This is a genomic window from Rossellomorea marisflavi (assembly GCF_009806575.1).
Lineage (GTDB): Bacteria > Bacillota > Bacilli > Bacillales > Bacillaceae_B > Rossellomorea > Rossellomorea marisflavi_A.
Genome location: NZ_CP047095.1, coordinates 3204782 through 3224414, shown reverse-complemented (window position 1 = coordinate 3224414; position 19633 = coordinate 3204782). Strand labels below are relative to the sequence as shown.

General features: G+C 50.5%; 21 protein-coding genes and 1 pseudogene. 17 read left to right on the top strand and 5 right to left on the bottom strand.

The genetic code is table 11. The features are described from left to right. Nucleotides 1-325: 325 nt before the first annotated feature. Genes pepV through D5E69_RS16720 form a run of 3 tightly spaced genes read left to right on the top strand, consistent with a single transcriptional unit; the run spans nucleotide 326 to nucleotide 2933 of the window. Nucleotides 326-1741: a dipeptidase PepV gene (gene pepV, locus D5E69_RS16730; RefSeq protein ID WP_159129942.1), complete on the top strand. Its 1416-nt coding sequence runs from the start codon at nucleotides 326-328 to the stop codon at nucleotides 1739-1741. Between the two features lie 42 nt (nucleotides 1742-1783). Then, nucleotides 1784-2641, top strand: coding sequence for a D-amino-acid transaminase (dat, locus tag D5E69_RS16725; RefSeq protein ID WP_159129941.1), 858 nt, complete (start codon nucleotides 1784-1786; stop codon nucleotides 2639-2641). A gap of 40 nt (nucleotides 2642-2681) precedes the next feature. Further along, a complete protein-coding gene (locus tag D5E69_RS16720; RefSeq protein ID WP_156489272.1) occupies nucleotides 2682-2933 on the top strand; it encodes a hypothetical protein in 252 nt (83 codons plus the stop codon). Nucleotides 2934-3052: 119 nt separating this feature from the next. Here the strand turns inward: D5E69_RS16720 and cysK are convergent, their stop codons facing one another. Further along, nucleotides 3053-3982, bottom strand: coding sequence for a cysteine synthase A (gene cysK, locus D5E69_RS16715; RefSeq protein ID WP_048007474.1), 930 nt, complete (start codon nucleotides 3980-3982; stop codon nucleotides 3053-3055). A 173-nt stretch (nucleotides 3983-4155) separates the two neighbouring features. Between cysK and thpR the strand changes: the two genes are divergently transcribed. The 5 genes from thpR to D5E69_RS16690 all read left to right on the top strand — a co-directional run bounded on the left by thpR (nucleotide 4156) and on the right by D5E69_RS16690 (nucleotide 9675). Then, complete coding sequence (thpR, locus tag D5E69_RS16710) at nucleotides 4156-4740, top strand: RNA 2',3'-cyclic phosphodiesterase (RefSeq protein WP_159129940.1); 585 nt, start codon at nucleotides 4156-4158, stop codon at nucleotides 4738-4740. After that, nucleotides 4724-5677: an NERD domain-containing protein gene (locus D5E69_RS16705; RefSeq protein ID WP_159129939.1), complete on the top strand. Its 954-nt coding sequence runs from the start codon at nucleotides 4724-4726 to the stop codon at nucleotides 5675-5677. The genes thpR and D5E69_RS16705 overlap by 17 nt, the downstream gene beginning before the upstream one ends. Then, nucleotides 5674-6609, top strand: coding sequence for a diacylglycerol/lipid kinase family protein (locus D5E69_RS16700; RefSeq protein ID WP_159129938.1), 936 nt, complete (start codon nucleotides 5674-5676; stop codon nucleotides 6607-6609). The genes D5E69_RS16705 and D5E69_RS16700 overlap by 4 nt, the downstream gene beginning before the upstream one ends. Beyond that, on the top strand, nucleotides 6596-8770 hold the full coding sequence (pulA, locus tag D5E69_RS16695) for a type I pullulanase (protein ID WP_159129937.1): 2175 nt from the start codon (nucleotides 6596-6598) through the stop codon (nucleotides 8768-8770). Before D5E69_RS16700 ends, pulA begins: the two co-directional genes overlap by 14 nt. Nucleotides 8771-8901: 131 nt before the next feature. Continuing rightward, nucleotides 8902-9675 carry a phosphotransferase family protein gene (locus tag D5E69_RS16690; protein WP_159129936.1) on the top strand — a complete coding sequence of 258 codons (774 nt, stop codon included), beginning with the start codon at nucleotides 8902-8904 and terminating at the stop codon, nucleotides 9673-9675. Here the strand turns inward: D5E69_RS16690 and D5E69_RS16685 are convergent, their stop codons facing one another. Continuing rightward, on the bottom strand, nucleotides 9676-9954 hold the full coding sequence (locus tag D5E69_RS16685) for a YtzH-like family protein (protein ID WP_048007475.1): 279 nt from the start codon (nucleotides 9952-9954) through the stop codon (nucleotides 9676-9678). A gap of 211 nt (nucleotides 9955-10165) precedes the next feature. On the opposite strand from D5E69_RS16685, the gene trmB reads away from it, so the two are divergent. Continuing rightward, complete coding sequence (gene trmB, locus D5E69_RS16680) at nucleotides 10166-10810, top strand: tRNA (guanosine(46)-N7)-methyltransferase TrmB (protein WP_056534828.1); 645 nt, start codon at nucleotides 10166-10168, stop codon at nucleotides 10808-10810. Nucleotides 10811-10926: 116 nt separating this feature from the next. Continuing rightward, nucleotides 10927-11772, top strand: coding sequence for a YtnP family quorum-quenching lactonase (locus tag D5E69_RS16675; protein ID WP_048007414.1), 846 nt, complete (start codon nucleotides 10927-10929; stop codon nucleotides 11770-11772). 42 nt (nucleotides 11773-11814) lie between these two features. Here the strand turns inward: D5E69_RS16675 and D5E69_RS16670 are convergent, their stop codons facing one another. Continuing rightward, entirely contained in the window at nucleotides 11815-12126 is a 312-nt protein-coding gene (locus tag D5E69_RS16670) for a peptidase M4 (protein ID WP_048007415.1), read from the bottom strand. A 190-nt stretch (nucleotides 12127-12316) separates the two neighbouring features. On the opposite strand from D5E69_RS16670, the pseudogene D5E69_RS16665 reads away from it, so the two are divergent. From D5E69_RS16665 to D5E69_RS16655, 3 genes and pseudogenes are all read left to right on the top strand, one after another. Continuing rightward, nucleotides 12317-13389: pseudogene (locus D5E69_RS16665) on the top strand (M42 family metallopeptidase). Nucleotides 13390-13448: 59 nt separating this feature from the next. Continuing rightward, nucleotides 13449-13976, top strand: coding sequence for a DUF84 family protein (locus D5E69_RS16660; protein ID WP_048015824.1), 528 nt, complete (start codon nucleotides 13449-13451; stop codon nucleotides 13974-13976). Between the two features lie 49 nt (nucleotides 13977-14025). Beyond that, the gene (locus D5E69_RS16655; RefSeq protein ID WP_213085554.1) at nucleotides 14026-14310 is read left to right on the top strand and encodes a hypothetical protein; all 285 of its coding nucleotides are present in this window, start codon (nucleotides 14026-14028) and stop codon (nucleotides 14308-14310) included. 40 nt (nucleotides 14311-14350) lie between these two features. On the opposite strand, the gene D5E69_RS16650 is transcribed toward D5E69_RS16655, so the two are convergent. Both D5E69_RS16650 and D5E69_RS16645 read right to left on the bottom strand, forming a co-directional pair. Beyond that, the gene (locus tag D5E69_RS16650) at nucleotides 14351-15844 is read right to left on the bottom strand and encodes a peptide MFS transporter (protein WP_048007419.1); all 1494 of its coding nucleotides are present in this window, start codon (nucleotides 15842-15844) and stop codon (nucleotides 14351-14353) included. Between the two features lie 206 nt (nucleotides 15845-16050). After that, nucleotides 16051-16494, bottom strand: a complete 444-nt coding sequence (locus D5E69_RS16645; RefSeq protein WP_048014856.1) for a YtoQ family protein — start codon at nucleotides 16492-16494, stop codon at nucleotides 16051-16053. Between the two features lie 171 nt (nucleotides 16495-16665). Here D5E69_RS16645 and D5E69_RS16640 point away from each other — a divergent pair, with 171 nt between their 5' ends. The 4 genes from D5E69_RS16640 (at nucleotide 16666) to D5E69_RS16625 (ending at nucleotide 19633) form a co-directional block, all read left to right on the top strand. Continuing rightward, nucleotides 16666-17166 (top strand): outer membrane protein assembly factor BamD, encoded by a 501-nt coding sequence (locus tag D5E69_RS16640; protein WP_159129934.1) that lies wholly within the window; start codon nucleotides 16666-16668, stop codon nucleotides 17164-17166. Between the two features lie 108 nt (nucleotides 17167-17274). Beyond that, nucleotides 17275-18309 carry a PTS sugar transporter subunit IIC gene (locus tag D5E69_RS16635; protein ID WP_159129933.1) on the top strand — a complete coding sequence of 345 codons (1035 nt, stop codon included), beginning with the start codon at nucleotides 17275-17277 and terminating at the stop codon, nucleotides 18307-18309. Between the two features lies 1 nt (nucleotide 18310). Beyond that, nucleotides 18311-18625 carry a thioredoxin family protein gene (locus tag D5E69_RS16630; RefSeq protein WP_048007423.1) on the top strand — a complete coding sequence of 105 codons (315 nt, stop codon included), beginning with the start codon at nucleotides 18311-18313 and terminating at the stop codon, nucleotides 18623-18625. A 207-nt stretch (nucleotides 18626-18832) separates the two neighbouring features. Then, nucleotides 18833-19633 (top strand): DUF1444 domain-containing protein, encoded by an 801-nt coding sequence (locus D5E69_RS16625; protein ID WP_048014853.1) that lies wholly within the window; start codon nucleotides 18833-18835, stop codon nucleotides 19631-19633.

Below are 19633 nucleotides of genomic sequence, written 5' to 3'. Positions count from 1 at the left end.
CAAAGACTACAGTGTCAACTGTGCACCACACGTGCTACCTATGTACTAAGCGCTTTAGACAACCCCTTTTGTGTTGACCGCCGTTCCGGGTCATTTTTAAATTTGAAATGTCAGACAACTATATTGTAACGCTATTCCAGAAAAATATCTAGGGAATTGTTCGATTCCATCCATTTAAATGGATGGGATTGGTTCTAGAATATGTTTGTGTATGAAAAAACATGTATATTGCTGAGGATTTTCTTGTTGTTCCTGTTTGGTTTTAGAAGGCAAACAGTATAAAATGGGAGGGAACGAAACTATTACATATAGAGCAGGTGTTAGGATGACAATTAACTGGATGAATGAAGTGGAAAACCGGAAGGAAGATTTACTGAAGGATCTCCAGAAATTCTTGCAAATTAAAAGCGTCATGGATGAAGAAGATGCTACGGAAGAAGCTCCCCTTGGTAAAGGAGTGAAGGAAGCATTGGACTATATGCTTTCACTTGGGGAAAAGGATGGGTTTACACCGAAGAATGTCGGCAATCTTGCCGGGCATCTTGAGTTCGGGGAAGGGGAGGACCTTCTCGGGATCCTCTGCCACGTCGATGTGGTTCCTGAAGGGGATGGCTGGAGTGTCGATCCGTTCGGCGGCGAAATAAAAGACGGGAAAATCTTTGCACGTGGGGCCATCGATGACAAGGGACCGACCATGGCGGCGTATTATGCCATGAAGATCGTGAAGGAACTCGGCGTCCCGTTCAATAAGAGGATCCGCATGATCATCGGCACGGATGAAGAAAGCGATTGGAGATGTGTCGATCACTACTTCGAGAATGAAGAAATGCCGACGATGGGCTTTGCGCCTGATGCCGACTTCCCGATCATCTATGCTGAAAAAGGGATTGCAGATTATGATCTCGTTCAGGAGAAAACACGGGATGCAGAAGCCGAAGGAATCCGCGTGAAGCACTTCGAATCCGGCCGACGCTACAATATGGTGCCGGATCATGCAAAAGCTGTACTTCGCATGGATGAAGATCATACGAAATGGGTCCAATACTTTGATACCTTCACGAAGGATGAAGGCATCAAGGGTGACTGCTTCATGGAAAACGGGGAGCTTGTCATCACGATGGAAGGAGTATCGTCCCACGGGATGGAGCCTGATAATGGCAAGAACGCGGGCCTTTATCTGGCGGCGTTCCTCAGCAAGCTGCCCCTCGCTCCTTATGAGGCTGATTTCTTTGGATTCACGTCCAAGCATTTCTTTAAGGATTCACGTGGTGTCCAGCTTGGGGTGAGCTTCACGGATGATATCACCGGCGATTTGACCATCAATGTCGGCAAACTCCGCTTCTCTGAAGAAGATGGAGGCCGCACCGGGCTCAATATGCGCTATCCTGTCACATTCGATATGGATAAAGGCCGAAAGATCCTTGATTCAGTCGAAGGGTACAGCATTGAAAACTTTGATGACAGTGAACCTCATCATGTTTCGGCAGACGATGACTTCGTCCGGACCCTGCAAAAGGTCTATGAAGATCAAACGGGTGAGAAAGCGGAGCTCCTCAGCATCGGCGGAGGCACCTACGCAAGGAGCCTGGAAACCGGCGTGGCCTTCGGTGCCTTGTTCCCGGGACGCGAAGACATCGCTCACCAAAAAGATGAATATATGTATATTGAAGATTTGCTGAAAGCGACGGCGATCTATGCCCAGGCCATCTACGAATTGACATGTGAACAATCCTCCCGATGAGGAGCGCAATCTAACGACAGACTATAAAAAGGGGAGTGCAGGATGGAAACAGTATTTGTGAATGGTGTATTGATGGATCGGAAAGAAGCGAAAGTCGATATCGAAGACCGCGGATACCAGTTTGGCGATGGAATCTATGAAGTTGTCAGGGTCTATGGTGGGAAGACGTTCACCATGAAAGAGCATATGGAACGGTTCTATCAGAGCGCAGAGAAGATCAAGCTCCATATCCCCCATGAGATGGATGAGCTTACCGGATTAATCCACCGTTTGATCGAAGCCAATTCGATCCATGACGGGATTGTGTACCTACAGGCCACACGCGGGGTCGCTTCCCGTCAGCATCACTTCCCGGCATCTGACGTCAAAGGCAGTGTGGTCGCCTATACGAAGGAAGTGCCCGTACCACAATCTCAGATGGATCAGGGAGTTACGGTGAAGCTCGTAGAAGATATTCGCTGGTTGCGGTGTGACATCAAGAGCCTGAATCTTCTCGGCAACCTTCTGGCCAAGGAAGAAGCTGCTTCTGAAGGTCATTTCGAGGCGATCCTGCACAGGGGCGATCTTGTGACAGAAGGCTCTTCTTCCAATGCCTTCATCGTGAAAGACGGAGTAGTGAGGACCCATCCTGCCACAAACCTGATTTTGAACGGTATAACAAGAAGGGTGATCCGGGACCTTGCCGGCAAAGAAGGAATTCCATTCCAGGAAGACGCCTTCACCCTCGACGAGCTGTCGTCTGCAGATGAAGTCTTCATCGCAAGCACCACGTCCGAGGTGATGCCTGTCGTGAAGATCGGTGATTGCCTTGTAGGGGAGGGGCGTCCGGGGGCCGTCACGAGAAAGCTCCAGGAGGCTTTCAAAAAGCGGATCGGGCAAGAGGCTCCTGTGGTCCATTGATCGGGAGAATCCGATGAAAGCCATTTTTTCGCAGCCTTTCATGCAGACAGAACGCCGCATTGAGGAAGAGACGCAGAAAACGATCGAGACGGTCGGATACATCCATTTATACAAGGACCGAATCGAGACCCCTTCGAATGTATTCGTCATAGGCGATGTGTTCGATGTGACCAGCAGGTCGCTATCGGCAGGATACTGTTTCTTGTATCTCCACACCATCATCGGTGTGCGGACGTTCATCATCAAATCTTCACCCGAGCGCTTCATCCTTCACTACCGTTCATTGAAATGAGTGCACGAAAAAGGACCCTCCGTCTGCAGACGGAGGGTCCTTTCTTATTGGCAAGTTTGAGGTGGGGTCTATATATCAGGCACCGATCAGCCGATGATCCCTTTGATGGTCTCCTTAAATCAAAAACGGAACAAATCGCTGGAAAGGTAACGTTCTCCCGTATCGCATGCGATGCAAACGACGACCTGATCAGGAGAAAGCTTCTTCGCCACTTCGATGGCAGCATAGCAGGCCGCGCCTGAAGATGGACCGACAAGGATCCCTTCTTCGCTTGCCATCCTCCTGGCAATATCATAGGCTTGTTCATCTTCGATTCTGTGGATTTCATTGTAGATATCCGTATTCAGGATTTCGGGTACAAAGCCCGGGCTTGTACCAACGAGTTTATGCTTGCCCGGTTTCCCTCCTGAGAGGACGGGTGATCCTGCCGGTTCCACGACGTGGATGTCGAGGTCGGGGTAGTACGTCCTCAAGCCTTCCCCTGTTCCGGTGATCGTACCGCCCGTACCGGCAGTTGCTACAAATGCAGCAAGGGGCTTGCCGATTTGTTTCATGGCTTCTGCGATTTCGATGGCGGTCGATTGCCTGTGGGCGTCGGGATTGGCGTGATTCTCGAACTGCATGGGCATGAAGCTGTTCTCGATGGCTTCCGTCAGTTCCTTGGCTTTGGCGATTGCGCCAGGCATCTTCTCATCACCCGGGGTGAGAACCACTTCGGCTCCGTACGCCTTGAGAAGATTGATCCGTTCCTGCGTCATCGTATCGGGCATCACGAGGATCGCCCTGTACCCTCTTGCGGCTGCGTTCATGGCGAGGCCGATGCCGGTGTTGCCGCTCGTCGGTTCGATGATGGTGGCCCCTTCCTTCAATAATCCGGCTTTTTCCGCTTCTATGATCATATGGTAGGCGGCCCGGTCCTTCACACTCTTGCTCGGATTATAGAATTCCAGCTTGACGTATACATCCGCCCCTTCTGCAGGAGCCAATCGATTCAATTTCACAAGGGGGGTGTCCCCGATTAAATCAGCGATGTTTTGCACAACTTTCATGATGAACATCCTTTCCATCTGGTCTTATCGTTACTTTCTATCCTACTAAATCCTATAAATTCTATCAAATAAATCAGCTTTGCGGGTCATTTCCCGAGTATTTCCCCATGCACTGGTTCTCTAGGTTCTCACATTTTGCTATGATGGATATACATCAAGAAAGGACGGATGATATGCGACAGCCTCATTATTTCTTTGCCCTCCCCCTTCCGGAAGAAGAAAAGCTCCGTTTGGCGGATCAGGCAGAAGCATTTCCATTCAAAAAGCCGGTCCATCATCAGGACTTCCATTTAACACTGGCATTCCTTGGGGGTTCCGGGGAGGATGCCCTGGACCTGGTGAAGTCCAAGGTGAGGCAAGTGGCAAGGTTGCATGAACCTTTCACATTGACCTTCAGTGACTTTGACGTTTTCGGGCGCAGGGAAGCACCGCGCATCTTCTGGATGGGGGTGGCCCCTTCCGATGAGCTCACCCGTCTGAGGGCGGCCGTTTATGGGGCATGCCTGGAGGCGGGATACGAGTTGGATCCCCGACCGTTTGCTCCCCACATCACCGTGGCGCGTAAATGGGGGGGAGAGTATGCATTCGATGAGCGTTCTCCAGAAATCGAACCACTTCATACCGAATTTCCCGTAGAACAAGTTGTCCTGTACCGGACACGACTGGAACATATCCCAAAATACGAGCCGGTGGCGACGTTCCCATTGAAAGGGCTGACACCGGGAGAAAGAGGAGAACCTCATGGCACAGCTCATTAAACTGCAGGACTACATTTCCAGATATGAAATGGATCTTTACCGCTATCCTACCCAATTTGTCCGGCTGAAAAAACAGCAGTGGGAAAAAATGAAGGATCATTGGGAAAATGGTGACACCCATGAGGAGTCACATAGTGCGATGGAGGAGAAAGAAACCGTAAAAGATCGCTTGTTTTCCTTCTTTAAAAGAAGGGGGGATCAAGAAGAGATCGAGGATTTGACCATATATGCAGAAAGTGATGATGAAGAGGAGTTCGCCATTGATGCCGAAAGGGTGGAAGCTTCAACGGAAGACGAATTGAAGCAGGTGTTTCTCGAGAATATCATGGATTTCCAGCTGAAGTGGGCAAGTTCGACCATATCACATCGTTCGTATGTGGATAACAGCTATTACTATGATGAACGGTTGAAGTATCTTCTCCAGCGGTTCCCTGATAATATATTGGTGCTCTATCACCCGATTCTTAAGATCAAGAAAGCCCCCGTCGAATTCGAAACGATCTTCATCACTCCGACGGCCGTCTGGTGTCTCACTTTCCTGGAGTTTGAGGAGGGCACGGCGTACATCGGGGGCAAGGAGCATTTTTGGCTCAAGAAGTGGGGACAGCAGGAAGAGAAGGTGTTGAATCCCCTGATCACCCTGCAAAGGATGGAAACGATCATCGGTCAGATCCTCCGCTTTGCCGGTGTGGACCTTCCCATACTTAAAGGCGTCATCTGCCGCAATGGGTACATCGATTATCCACAGGCTCCCCACCATGTGCATCTTTTGGACAAACGGAAGCATGAAGGGTGGTTCGAATCTCAGCGTTCCATTTCTTCTCCCATCAAGGGCGTGCAGCTCAAGGCTGCCCAGGCCATTCTGGACTATGGCCATTCAACGTCCTTTAAACGGATCGGCATGGATGAGGATCGGTTCGTTGGGGAAGAGCAGTGAAGACCTTCTACCTCGTCAATCCCAAGGCGAAAAACCGGGGGAGTACAGAAGCATGGGAACGGTTCCGCATGGAAGAAGGGATCACCCATGAGTCCTTCGTCACCCGGCATCCATCTGAAGTGAAGCGGGTGGTCCGGGATCTTGTGGAGAGATATCCCGACGAAACCCTTCTCCTTGTCGGGGTGGGCGGTGACGGGACGATGAAATCCATCATCAGCGCGTCGATTGGTTTCCCTCAGGTGATCATCGGGTATATTCCTTCAGGAAGCGGGAATGATTTTGCAAGGGGGTACGATTGGCCGCGGAAGCCACGTGAGGCTGAAAACCGCATAAAATCCGGATCGGGCCACGCCTCCTTGATGGATGCAGGTGAATTTCAACTCCCTGCGGAGCCGAATGGGCACTTTGTGAATAATATAGGAATAGGATTCGATGCCCGGGTAGCGGGACGTGCCAATCATTCCCCATGGAAGAAACGGCTTAACCGGGTTTCCCTCGGGAAGCTGATCTATCCCATCATTCTGGTGAGGGAAGCCCTTACGTTCCAGCCCTTCTCCCTGCGGGTCCGGAGCGATAGGGAGGAAATGACGTACGATAAGGTCTGGTTCATGACAGTATCCAACCATCCGTATTTTGGAGGCGGCATGAAGATCGCCCCCGATGCCCATCCGGGTGACGGCATGCTGGATGTGACTGTCGTGGCCGGACTCGGCCGCCTTAAGCTCATTGCGGTCTTTCTTTCTGTGTTTGTGGGAAAACACACGGTGTTTAGAGAAGTTCATACATTCCGCACGGAGGAAATGGTCGTGCAGGCGGAGGGGGATCCCGAAGTCCATGCTGATGGAGAATCATGCGGGATCCTTGCATTGAATGGACGCATGGGCATCAGGGTGCTCCCGTCCAGTTGGAAAATGATGAATGGAAGAGGGTGAGCAGGTGTTCAATATCAGGCGTCAATACGAAGCGTTCATGGATACATTCAAGACCATCACACTCATCATCCCGCATGATCAAGCCGGTGGTGAGAGGGAATTCAGCGTTGTGAGGGGCGATACAACCATCCCCCTTGAGATAGAGGAAGAGATCCAGCTTGAGCACGCAATGAAAATCGTGACGTCTCTACCTGGAGAACTCGATCTGGAAAAGGCCTGCGAAGTGGTCGATGCGAACGGGATCAGGACCGACCTTCAAGTCGGGGCCGTCATCAGGACGGCTGCATTCGATGAGCGCTACTACTACGAAGGCGAAGACCTTGGGGTACGGAAAGTGGAAGGCGGGTTCCGGTTTAAACTATGGGCCCCTACGTCGTCAGCGGTCAAACTCAAGCTGATCTCAAAAAACGGTGAGGAAGCAGAACATGACATGACGCGGGAAGATAAAGGGGTGTGGACCCTGGAGATCCAAGAAGACGTGGAAGGATCCTTTTATTCCTATCTCACCTGCATCAATCTCGTCTGGAAGGAAGCTCTCGATCCCTATGTCGTTGCCGTGTCCTTCAACAGCCGCTGGGGTGTGGTCGCGACTGAACTCGGACCTCCGTGTACATCCCTTCCGCCAGTTGCCTCCCCCGTCGATGCCATCATCTATGAGCTCCATGTGCGGGACTTTTCCGCCGGTAGTGAAGGCGGCATGAAAGCAAGGGGGCGCTACGGTGCCTTTTCCGAGCGTGGAACAAAGACGCCGGGTGGATACTCAAGCGGAGTCGACTATCTCAAGGAGCTCGGCATCACGCATGTGGAGCTTCTACCTGTCAATGACTTCGGGGGCGTGCCGGATGATCCATCCGATGAAGAGTATAACTGGGGATACAACCCATTATTCTTCAACGTCCCGGAAGGCAGCTACAGCTCGGATCCCGGTGAGCCACTGGTTCGGATAAGGGAATTGAAAGAAGTGGTGAACAATCTCCATGATGAGGGAATCAGGGTCATCATGGATGTCGTATACAACCATGTGTTCATAAGGGAAGAATCCTCTTTTGAAAAAATCGTGCCGGGGTACTTTTTCCGCCATGGGGAAAATGGGTTGCCTTCGAATGGAACCGGGGTAGGGAACGATTTTGCTTCGGAGCGGCTCATGGCGAGGAAGTTCATCAAGGATTCCATCCGCTTTTGGATCAATGAATACGGGTTCGACGGCTTCCGGTTCGATCTCATGGGGATCCTGGATGTGACGACGATGAATGAGGTGTCGGATCTTGCGAGGGACTCGGGTCTCATCGTCATCGGGGAAGGGTGGGACCTGAATACCCCTATCCCCCAGGAAGAAAAGGCGAACCTCCGCAATGCACGGTCCATCCCGGATGTGGGACAGTTCAATGATTGGTTCAGGGATACCGTCAAGGGGAGCACCTTCAATCTCCATGATAAAGGATTCATCCTTGGGCATAGCGGCCTTGAGAAGCAGGTGGCCCAGGTCCTTTCGGGAAGCGTCGGCATCCAGAGCCGGGACCAGGGGATCTTCGATGGGCCCATCCAATCCGTCAACTACATCGAATCCCATGATAATCACACCCTATGGGATAAGATGAAGGCGTGCATGCATGAGAGCGAGGAGGAGCTGTTCAAGCGGCAGTCCCTCGGCACCGCGATGGTCCTCCTTTCACAGGGGATCCCGTTCATTCACGCCGGTCAGGAGTTTTACCGGACAAAGGGAGGGCATGAGAACAGCTACAATGCCCCGGTCCGGATCAATCAGCTTGATTGGACGCGCAGGGAAGAACATGAAAAAGCCATTGCGTATGTACGGGGGTTGATCGATATCCGGAAAGCTCACGGCGCCTTCAGGTTCCCGGAAGCACGGTTGATCAGGGAGCATGTGAGCGTCGTTTCGGCTGAACATCAATCCGTGGTCATCCGCTACTCGGAAGTCGGGGACTACGGTCCGTGGAGTGAGATGATTCTGGCCTTCAACGGCGGAACGGAACCGGCCTCTTTCGCACTTGGAGAAGGCGAGCGGTGGCGGTGCCTGGCAAAAGGGGATCGTGCGGATGCCGACGGTCTGTTCACCATCGAAGGAGACCAACTGGAGGTCGCCCCGCTGACGGTCTCGGTTGCGGTGATGCAGTCGATTCCAGGTAAGCTTGACGAATAGGGAATATGACGATAAAATTAAACATAGATGGCTATTGATCTTATTGCCCAATAGCTATCTTTTTTATTTTATTGAGATGAAATATGAACAATCATATAAACATGACAAAGGACCAATAGAAGGTGAATATATTGGAACACTTATTTGACCAAGATTGGGAGATCGTCCCTGCGGGCGGTGCCACGGGGGAAGCCTTCTTTGCCCAATACCAGGAACAGAGGCTATTCCTCAAGCGGAATTCATCACCGTTTTTGGCGGTTTTGTCCGCTGAAGGCATCACGCCTAAGCTTGTCTGGACGAAGCGTCTGGAAAACGGGGATGTCATCACGGCTCAGCACTGGTTGAATGGCAGAGAACTGAAACCCGCAGAAATGAAGAAAGACAGGGTTGCCCGTCTGCTGAAAAAAATCCATACATCAAAACCTCTCTTGACGATGCTTGAGCGCCTCGGCACAGAGCCTTTTCAGCCTGATCATATGTTGACGGAACTTGAGACCAGTCTTGAATTCGACCTTCTAACATTGCCCGATGTCAGGAAAGCGATGAGTTTCCTTCAGGAAGGCCTGGATGAAGTCCGTCAAGGTGAATATGTCGTCTGCCATGGCGACGTCAATCATAACAACTGGCTCCTTTCCGAACAGAACCAGCTTTACCTCATTGATTGGGACGGTGCCATGATTGCAGATCCCGCCTTTGATGTCGGTCTGCTCCTCTATTGGTATATCCCTGAAGATCAATGGGAGGACTGGCTCCTTCAATACGGAACGGAATTGACGGACAGCCTGAAGCTGCGCATGAAATGGTATGTGGTCGCCCAGACGATCCTGTTCATGCAATGGCATAAAGCCAAAGGGCGCTTTCACGAAATGAATCACTGGATCGAATATCTGCACGAAATCATCTGATCATGAGTATTGATTCATGTCCGACACCCACTGGGACAGATTGTCCTTGTTCGTGGTGATGTGATTGGCAAGGTCGGAAGACGAGATGCCGCTTTGGCTGTACCGGTAGATCTCTTCGAGGACGGGTTTGACGTTCTCGTGGATGTCTGCGTTGACCATGAGGGACTTGACCAGTCTCTCGAGCTGTTCGCATTCGGATACGGAGCCGCAGCAGTCCGTTTGATGGTTGCTTAGGATATCGGATAATAATTGCATTTGATTTTGAGCGTTGAGAGGCATGGAAGCCACCCTTTCTTTTAGGATTGAATTCAGGAAGAGAAGGAATTCACTGATAGTGTGTGGATTCCTTTTTTTATTATGCGCGGCTTCAATGGATTTCATCTTGCACAACCATGGTGGTCGTGGTATGTTTTTGTTCGAATGGCGTACCGGGGGACAAGCGTGAAGCTTGCCGGACCGGACGTGAAAAATGGAAAAAAGAGGTGTCTACATGCGTGTGCGTTACAAACCATGGGCAGCTGAAAAGCTCAGTGAACATTCCGGCATAGTAGTGGCGGAGCCCGATCAACTGAAAGGGAAATGGAATGAGTTCTTTGGGAACGACAACCCCATCCATATAGAGGTAGGAACAGGAAAAGGTCAATTCGTCACCGGTATGGGGAAACAAAACCCTGAGATCAACTATATCGGGATCGAACTCTACGAGAGTGTCCTCGTGACGGCCCTCGACCGGATCCTTGAGGAAAATGTCAGCAATGTGAAGCTATTGAATGTCGATGCAAGGGATCTGAAGGAATTCTTCGATGATGGTGAAGTAGGACGGGTGTATCTGAACTTCTCGGATCCTTGGCCAAAGGCCCGTCATGAGAAGCGCAGACTCACATATGAACATTTCCTCAAGCTGTATGAGGATATCCTGGTTGAGAACGGGGAAATCCATTTCAAGACCGATAACCAGGGGTTGTTCGAGTATTCCTTGAAAAGCTTTTCCTGGTACGGGCTCCGTCTGAACTACTTGAGCCTCGATCTCCATAACAGCGGGATGGAAGGGAATATCATGACGGAATACGAAGAAAAGTTCTCTGCAAAAGGGGACCGGATCTACCGGGTGGAAGCTCAATTCCAACACTCATGATCAGAAGGCTGCAGTCTGCCGTTTACCGGCTTCTGCAGCCTTTTTTTCATGTCTGCCGGATTCACGCAGCCTACTTATGCTACACTAATGGGGAACAATAAGGGAGGAATGAAGAAATGGAAAAACGGATGATTGGTGATACAACATTTCACTGGCTGAACGGCGGTGTGACCTTCATGGATGGGGGAGCCATGTTCGGGGTCGTGCCAAAGCCGCTTTGGTCCAAGAAGTATGCTGTGAATGAGCGCAATCAAATCGAGCTGAGAACGGATCCGATCTTTTTCCGTTGGAATGGCAAGAACGTATTGATCGAGTCTGGCATCGGAAAAGGCAAGTTGACAGACAAACAAAAGCGGAATTATGGGGTGGAAGAAGAATCTGCACTTGATTCCGATCTTCAGGCGCTCGGGGTATCGCCGGAAGAGATCGATGTGATCCTGATGACGCATATGCATTTTGACCATGCATGCGGGTTGACGAAACGAGACGGTGAGGGATATCGTTCGACCTTCCCGAACGCTGTCATCCATACATCACAGGTGGAATGGGATGAAATGAGGAATCCCAATATCCGTTCGAAGAATACATATTGGAAAGAAAACTGGGAGGCCGTGGAACATCAGGTGGTGCCCTTTGAGGGACAGAAGGAAGTACTGCCTGGCATCACGATGGTCCATACGGGGGGGCATAGTGACGGGCATGCCATCATCCTCCTTGAAACAGGTGGCGAAACGCTGATTCATATGGCCGACCTCATGCCGACACACGCCCATAAAAATCCACTATGGGTACTCGCGTATGATGATTATCCAATGACGTCGATCGGAGCCAAGGAAAAGTGGATCCATCAGGCGATCGAAGGGGGATACTGGTTCCTCTTTTATCATGATGCCGTGTATCGTGCCCTGAAGTGGGACGAAGCCGGGAAAGTGACGGAATCGGTGGAACGAGAGAGACGATGAAATGAGAAAGATCCAAAGCCGGATGGCTTTGGATCTTTTCAGTCATAAGGGGTAAACATCCAGAATGGTCCCATTCTTCACATCGGCGATGAATTCGAACTGCTCCAGTTCCCCGTCGACCCTGCGTGAAATGCCGCCTTTGAACACCTGTGTTTCAAATGTATGCTGCTTGAAGGTTTCGGGCTTCATGCTGATCCATGAGCCGTCGATCTTCCCGTCTAGTTTAAAGCGTTCTTTTACTTCCTTCAGTACCTTCTCCGGAGAAACGGTCTTATGATCCTTTGCGGCACTGCTGAGGACGATCCCCCCGACAGCTCCGACAGCCGCTCCGATTGCAAACGATTTCCAGTTCATCCACTCTTCCCTCCAAAAGCCCGGTAAAGACAAAGATGTCTTCCCTATATTTTCAACCTGCTAAGACCATTCTAACAAAGAACACGGAAAAAAGAGAATCATATTTGAATCCAATCGGTGGTAAGAGGTGAGAAAGTTCTGTAAAATGGATGTATACATAAAGATGTGAAAACGAAATGGGGTAAATGAAATGAATCAGGATACATTGGAACTATTCAAAACGCTGACAGAACTCCCGGGTGCTCCCGGTAATGAACATGCCGTGAGGGCTTTCATGAAAGAACAGCTCTCCGCCTATTCGGATGAGCTCGTACAGGATCGGTTGGGTGGCGTATTCGGAGTGAGGAAGGGGGACGGCAATGGTCCGGTTGTCATGGTGGCCGGACATATGGATGAAGTGGGCTTCATGGTGACCTCCATCACGGAGAACGGGATGCTGCGCTTTCAGACCCTCGGCGGCTGGTGGAGCCAGGTCCTCCTCGCCCAGCGCGTCCAGATCATCACAGACAACGGACCGATCACCGGTGTAATCGGAAGCATCCCCCGCATCTCCTGGGAGAAGCTCAGCGTTCGAAGCCGATGGATATCAAGAACATGCTCATTGATATCGGGGCCGATGACAAAGAGGATGCCCTCCGGATCGGCATCAAACCGGGCCAGCAGATCGTACCGATCTGTCCGTTCACACCGATGGCCAACGAGAAGAAGATCCTCGCGAAAGCATGGGATAACCGTTACGGCTGCGGATTGTCCATCGAGCTTCTGAAGGAACTCCATGGTGAGCAGCTTCCAAACACGCTGTACTCAGGTGCCACCGTTCAGGAGGAAGTAGGATTGAGGGGGGCGCAGACGGCGGCCAACATGATCAATCCGGATCTATTCTTTGCCCTTGATGCCAGCCCGGCCAATGATATGTCAGGGGATAAAAATGAATTTGGACAGCTCGGGAAAGGGGCCCTTCTCCGGATCCTCGACCGTTCCATGGTCACGCACAGGGGCATGAGGGAATTCGTCCTTGATACGGCGGAAACGAACTCCATCCCTTATCAATACTTCGTCTCCCAAGGGGGGACGGATGCAGGCCGTGTTCACATGTCCAATGAAGGGGTGCCGAGTGCGGTCGTCGGTATTTGCTCGCGGTACATCCATACGCATGCGTCCATGATCCATATCGATGATTACGCTGCAGCGAAAGAATTGATCGTAAAGCTCGTGAAACAGTGTGACCGTTCCACAGTGGAAACGATCCGGAATAACGGATGATTGATGAGACCGCCCGATAATCGTGGCGGTCTTCTTTTATGAAAATGGGGGGGAAGGAAATGAAGAATATCGGAGTAGGGACGACAAATCCGGCGAAGGTTTCAGCGATTCAGAAGGCAATCGGTCCCGGTGCAACAGTCTATCCAATAGAGGCGGAATCCGGGGTCAGTGCACAGCCGTTTTCTGATGAAGAGACGATCAGAGGGGCGGTGAACCGGGCGAGGAACAGTATCGGGGCGTTTCACGCAGGCATCGGTCTGGAAGGCGGGGTCGTCGACACGTCATCGGGACTTTTCCTCTGTAACTGGGGAGCCTTGGTAGACGCCGATGGCCGCGAATTTGTAGCAGGAGGGGCACGGATTCTACTACCTGACGAGATTGCCTATAAACTTCGCGGAGGCGGAGAGCTTGGGCCATTGATGGATGCATATACGAAACGGGAAGGTGTGCGTCATCGAGAAGGGGCGGTAGGGGTATTCACGAACGGTCTGGTGACGAGGGAAGCGATGTTCATCCATGTCGTTAAACTCTTGATCGGGCAGTGGGAATATGATGGAAGAAACAGAGATAAACGCGGGAATATATGACTCGGCCCATACCAATTAGAGCCCATCCTCATAGGATAGAGTAGATCGGATGCGAAAGCATGCGGTAAATCTCTTGTACAAGGGGGGCAAAAACACATGGGATGCTATAAAGGACACAATGAAGGCGGGTGTCGCCGTAACTGTTGTTGGGGCTTCAACTTCTGCTGTGATTGGGACAAATTCCTATTCGGTAACCGCTGCTGTTGCAGGCGCAATCGCTGTGATGGTGATCGTGGAGGCTGCAGACGTAATGAAGGAAACAGGAACTATGGCGGATGCAGGCGCAATGAAGGAAACCGGAACCACGGATGTAATAAGGATTGGTAAGCACTGAATAAATAAAAGCAGCCTCATGAAGAGGCTGCTTTTTTGACTTATTTAATTCCCTTCATGTAGGTCTGGATCTTAGGACCAATCAGGAAGAGGATGAGGCCCAATACGATGGACACACCACCGATGGTACCGAAATACACATTTTCTGTTGCCGGCGAGTAGAATCTGACGAGCTGTGCATTCAACGCCTGTGCCGCAGCAGGTGCCAGGAACCAAAGGCTCATGGTTTGTGCAGAGAAGGCTTGAGGAGCAAGCTTCGTTGTCGCAGAAAGGCCGACAGGCGAAAGGAGAAGTTCCCCGATGACAACGATGAAATAACTGAGTACGAGCCAGATCGGATTCACGAGTCCGCCATCAGGAGTGAAGTATCCTGGAATGAGGATGACAAGGAATGAAAGACCTGCAAAGATCAGACCCCATGAGAATTTACGCGGGATGATCGGTTGGCGGTTACCGAGCTTCACCCATAACCAGGCAAATACCGGTGCAAGGAGAAGGATGAACAACGGGTTAAGGGATTGGAACCACGCAGGTGAGATCTCAAACCCGAAAAGATCGAGCTGTGTCTTTTTATCAGCGTATGTTGCAAGGATGGTTGCACCCTGTTCCTGGATGGACCAGAACATGACCGCAGCAATGAATAGCGGGATATAGGCGATTACCTGTGAGCGTTCCTGTGCCGATGTTTTAGGGCTGTAGTACATGATTAGGAAGTACGCAAGAGGTACCACCACACCGAAGATTCCGACAATATTAATGAATACATTCAGCGTGAAGATTCCGGCTGGAATGGTCCACCCAAGGATGACGGCCAGGACAATCACGACCACCGCCGTAATCCAACCGTATTTCTTTTTCTCGGCTGCTGTCAGCGGGTTCGGCACATACGTACCGGCAAGTCCCAATGTAGAACGTTTGCTTACCATGAACACGACAAGTCCGAGGAACATCCCGATGGCTGCTGCCGCAAATCCCCAGTGGAAGCCGTAGTTCTTTTGAAGGCTACCCACAACGAGTGGTGAAACGAATCCACCAAGGTTGATACCCATGTAGAAGATGCTGAAAGCCGAGTCGCGGCGTGTATCTTCCTGACTGTACATTTCACCGACGACGGTTGATACGTTCGGTTTAAGCAACCCAGTACCGATGACGATCAGTACCATGGAAACAATGAACATGGAGAAGTTCCCCGGGAATGCAAGGGCGATATGCCCGAACATGATGAAGATCCCGCCGTAGAAGACGGCCTTCGACGTCCCGAATACCCGGTCGGCCAGCCACCCTCCGATGACCCCTGACATATACACCAGGGAACCGTAGATGGAAACGATGGCGAGCGCAGTACCTTCCTCGATGCCGAGTCCGCCTTTTGATACCTCGTAGTACATATAATATACAAGGATGGCTTTCATACCGTAGTATGAAAAACGCTCCCAGAATTCTGTGAAGAATAATGTGAACAACCCTTTGGGGTGACCGAAGAACCCGGTCTGAGGTACACTTTCCACAATTTTCTGTTTATTCGATGATGACATATTACAACCTCCTTATTCTTTTACTATAATATTTTAAGATTTTTATAAAGTCAAAAAGAAATTAATAAAATTTTAATTATACCATTTATTTCTATATATTACTAATATTTATTCGTTTTTGAATTGTCAAACTATTTTGTAAGCGCTTTACACCCGGCAGAGAACAAATTCGCCCGCCCAGGATAAGAGGGCAGGCGATGGAATCATTATTCTTCAAAAATATAGGTGATGGCTTGAAGAGCCTGTTCAATCGTGGAAACCGTCACATCTGCCCGCCGGGAAATTTCTTTCAGCGGATGGTGGAGCTTTTCCGGACGGATCAGGATCAACGGCTTGTCCTTCGCGAGGGCAATGCCGGCATCCATGGCTGAATTCCACTGTTTGTATTCTTCTCCGAAGTAAGCGATGACGAGATCTGCTTTTTCCATCAGGATCTTGGTGCGCAAATTATTGAAGGCAGAAGCTGCCTCATCTTTCAGGATGGCGTTCGGCTGAGTGCCAAGAATTTCTTCCCCGATGGAATCGGAACGGTCATGATTTTCCATCGGTCCTGAGAACTGGATGTTCAGTCCCCTTTTCTCCGCTTCGCTTTTGACATCATCCCTCCAGGTACTATGTATCTCCCCTGCCAGGTATACCGTCATATTCATTGTGATCATCCCCTATCTGTTACTGTTTCCTACACGATTTACCCCATCCGAGTCAAAATTAACCTTTCTTCCCAGCAAAAACAGCATACCTGTAAGAAAACGGGTTGTCATTGGGACTTTGTGAGGGTATCATAAGCGTAGGTTTAGCAGAATAAAGGAGGATGACGGAGAATGAAGCGCTATTTATCGGTTTTATTCATTCTTGCCCTTACGTTAGCAGGGTGCAGCACCTCAATTGACGAAGAGAAGGATAAAACGGCGAAAGTCGTAGAAGATATGGTCGATCATAAGGCAGAAGCGAAAGAGAAAGCAGGGGACATCGAATTCTACCTGCCCTTCGGAGCCGAAGTGGAAAAAGAGACTTCTCATAATGTGATCATCAAGAAAGGGTCGGATACGTTCATCCTGTTCAACAATCCCCAAGAAGATAAGGACAGCGACCTTCTATATAAAACGTCCCTTGAAGATGAAACCGACGTGGTGAAAAAAGGAACGTTCCAAGGAAGGGACGGGTTGGGGTATTACATCATCAAGAGCATCCCCGATTCTGAAAAATTTGAGCTCATCGTCGGGGTGGGGGGGACGAAGGTTTCCACCCAGTCAGATGAAGGCGATCTGTCTGATCATGCAAAAATGATGATGAAGATGGCGACTTCCGTGAAGACTTCCTAAGATCTGATCCATGCGATCGGATCTTTTTTTTGTGTGTATTTTTATCTGGACAAACGATACATGTGTCTTTACACTAGTAAAAGAGTAAGGGTTGAAAGGGGAAGCAACATGAAGGAATGGCTAGCTAAAAAGGGCGTTAACCCCTCGGCGAGGGTATATGTAATAGATGCCTTGAGCTATATGGCTCTTGGGTTATTCAGTTCCCTGATCATCGGTTTGATCATGAAGACGATCGGGGAACAGGCAGGGTTTCTGCCAGATGGATTGCAACAGTTTTTGATCGAGATGGGAGGCGTGGCTTCTTCCATGATGGGTCCTGCCATCGGTGCGGCCATTGCCTATGGACTCGGGGCTCCGCCGCTCGTGCTTTTCTCGGCAGTCGTTACGGGGGCAGCCGGTGCGGCACTCGGTGGACCGGCCGGTGCGTATGTGGCGGCGGTCCTGTCTGTGGAAGTCGGGAAGCTGATCAGTAAAACGACGAAGCTTGATATCATCGTCACCCCGTTTACGACCATTCTCACAGGGTTTGCGGCGGCTTCCTTCATCGGACCGGGTATTTCGACATTCATGACGATGTTCGGCGGATGGATCAGCTGGGCAACAGAGCAGCGGCCGATTTTGATGGGGATCCTCGTGGCCATGCTCATGGGTCTCGCCCTGACGGCACCGATCTCAAGTGCCGCCATCGCCCTCATGCTCGATTTGAATGGAGTGGCTGCAGGTGCAGCAACGATCGGCTGTGCCGCTCAGATGGTCGGGTTCGCGGTCATAAGCTATAGGGAGAACCGGTTTGGTGGTCTGCTTGCTCAAGGCATCGGGACCTCGATGCTCCAGGTGCCGAATATCCTGCGCAATCCCCTCATCCTCCTGCCGCCGACACTGGCGGGTATGATCCTCGCCCCGATCGGGACGACGATCTGGGTGATGGAGAATAATGCAGCGGGAGCCGGAATGGGGACAAGCGGATTGGTCGGTCAGATCATGACGTTCCAGACCATGGGGTTCAGTACGGGTGTCCTGATCCAGGTCCTCGTGTTGCATATCATTGGACCTGCCCTCATCAGCCTGTTACTATCTGAATATATGCGTAAACTAGGGTTGATCAAACCCGATCAATTAACGCTTGATATTGGAGGTAAGTAACATGCGAAAACTGGCATCAGAAGAGGAATTTCACGAGTTGAAGGCGAATGGGAAGCATGTATTCATGTTCTCGGCGGATTGGTGTCCGGACTGCCGGATCATCGAACCGATCCTTCCTGAAATCGAAAGTGAGTACAGCGAATTCACGTTCATTTACGTGGATCGCGATCAATTCATCGATATCTGCATCGAAAACGATATCTTTGGGATCCCGAGCTTCCTGGCATTCGGAGACGGCAAGGAACTGGGGCGTTTCGTCAGCAAGGACCGCAAAACGAAAGAAGAAATCGAGAATTTCATGAATCAGCTTGGCTAAGTGGATCGAAAGGAATTCCCCATTGGAGGAATTCCTTTTTTTCTGCTGGTTACACTGAATGAGTCCAGCCAAGCAGATATGATGCGACCGCCTTCTGCCTGTGGTGTCGGATGGTACAGCGAGGACATTTCGTGATTTCCTTTTGAAATCCGGAGCTTTTCATGTAAAATAGCAGAAGCGAGACCGCATGTGGAAGGAGGTTACACCATGGACACAAAAAAATTAAAAAAACAACTTCAGGACCGGCTCCAGTCATCTGAACGCCTGATTACATACGACCGGGAAAAAGAAACACTCCGCATCGAGCGGAAGGACACAAAGAAGGGGATGACAGTCGCACTTCCCCCCATCGTGTCCAAGTGGAAGGAAAACAACAAAACCATCATCGACGAAGTGGTCTACTATGTAGAGGAAGCATTGAATGCCATGGGCGAAGAAAAGCCGAACAAACATGAACAGAATATCTTCCCTGTCATCCGGTCCACTTCCTTTGCAACGGAATCCCCCGATGACATCCCGTTGATCACAGATGATCATACAGCCGAGACAAGGATCTATTACGCACTCGATTCAGGAAGCACCTATCGCCTGATCGATGAGCGGATGATGAAATCGGAAGGGTGGACACGGGAACAGCTCAGGGAAATCGCCCTCTTCAATGTGAGGCGTCTCCCGACCGCCATGAAAAAAGATGAAGTGGCAGGGAATACATTCTATTTCCTGAATCAAAATGATGGCTACGACGCGAGCAGGATCCTGAACGAATCCTTTTTACGGGATATGAAGGAAACAGTATCAGGGGAGATGACGGTATCGGTTCCCCACCAGGATGTGTTGATCATCGGGGATATGCGGAATGAGACCGGCTATGACGTCCTCGCGCAAATGACCATGAGCTTCTTCACCAACGGGAATGTTCCCATCACTGCGCTGTCCTTCGTATACGATGAAGGAGAGCTTGAGCCGATCTTCATACTAGCTAAAAATCGTAAAAAAGAAAGGGAGTAA

Bases quoted from the DNA above. Each gene is read 5' to 3' on its own strand.
- D5E69_RS16675 (WP_048007414.1), top strand. From the start codon at position 10,927: ATGGAAAAACGGATGATTGGTGATACAACATTTCACTGGCTGAACGGC.
- D5E69_RS16670 (WP_048007415.1), bottom strand. From the start codon at position 12,126: ATGAACTGGAAATCGTTTGCAATCGGAGCGGCTGTCGGAGCTGTCGGG.
- D5E69_RS16650 (WP_048007419.1), bottom strand. From the start codon at position 15,844: ATGTCATCATCGAATAAACAGAAAATTGTGGAAAGTGTACCTCAGACC.
- D5E69_RS16705 (WP_159129939.1), top strand. From the start codon at position 4,724: ATGGCACAGCTCATTAAACTGCAGGACTACATTTCCAGATATGAAATG.
- cysK (WP_048007474.1), bottom strand. From the start codon at position 3,982: ATGAAAGTTGTGCAAAACATCGCTGATTTAATCGGGGACACCCCCCTT.
- D5E69_RS16630 (WP_048007423.1), top strand. From the start codon at position 18,311: ATGCGAAAACTGGCATCAGAAGAGGAATTTCACGAGTTGAAGGCGAAT.
- D5E69_RS16645 (WP_048014856.1), bottom strand. From the start codon at position 16,494: ATGAATATGACGGTATACCTGGCAGGGGAGATACATAGTACCTGGAGG.
- D5E69_RS16640 (WP_159129934.1), top strand. From the start codon at position 16,666: ATGAAGCGCTATTTATCGGTTTTATTCATTCTTGCCCTTACGTTAGCA.
- pepV (WP_159129942.1), top strand. From the start codon at position 326: ATGACAATTAACTGGATGAATGAAGTGGAAAACCGGAAGGAAGATTTA.
- dat (WP_159129941.1), top strand. From the start codon at position 1,784: ATGGAAACAGTATTTGTGAATGGTGTATTGATGGATCGGAAAGAAGCG.
- pulA (WP_159129937.1), top strand. From the start codon at position 6,596: ATGGAAGAGGGTGAGCAGGTGTTCAATATCAGGCGTCAATACGAAGCG.
- D5E69_RS16655 (WP_213085554.1), top strand. From the start codon at position 14,026: ATGCGAAAGCATGCGGTAAATCTCTTGTACAAGGGGGGCAAAAACACA.
- D5E69_RS16685 (WP_048007475.1), bottom strand. From the start codon at position 9,954: ATGCCTCTCAACGCTCAAAATCAAATGCAATTATTATCCGATATCCTA.
- thpR (WP_159129940.1), top strand. From the start codon at position 4,156: ATGCGACAGCCTCATTATTTCTTTGCCCTCCCCCTTCCGGAAGAAGAA.
- D5E69_RS16635 (WP_159129933.1), top strand. From the start codon at position 17,275: ATGAAGGAATGGCTAGCTAAAAAGGGCGTTAACCCCTCGGCGAGGGTA.
- D5E69_RS16625 (WP_048014853.1), top strand. From the start codon at position 18,833: ATGGACACAAAAAAATTAAAAAAACAACTTCAGGACCGGCTCCAGTCA.
- D5E69_RS16720 (WP_156489272.1), top strand. From the start codon at position 2,682: ATGCAGACAGAACGCCGCATTGAGGAAGAGACGCAGAAAACGATCGAG.
- D5E69_RS16660 (WP_048015824.1), top strand. From the start codon at position 13,449: ATGAAGAATATCGGAGTAGGGACGACAAATCCGGCGAAGGTTTCAGCG.
- trmB (WP_056534828.1), top strand. From the start codon at position 10,166: ATGCGTGTGCGTTACAAACCATGGGCAGCTGAAAAGCTCAGTGAACAT.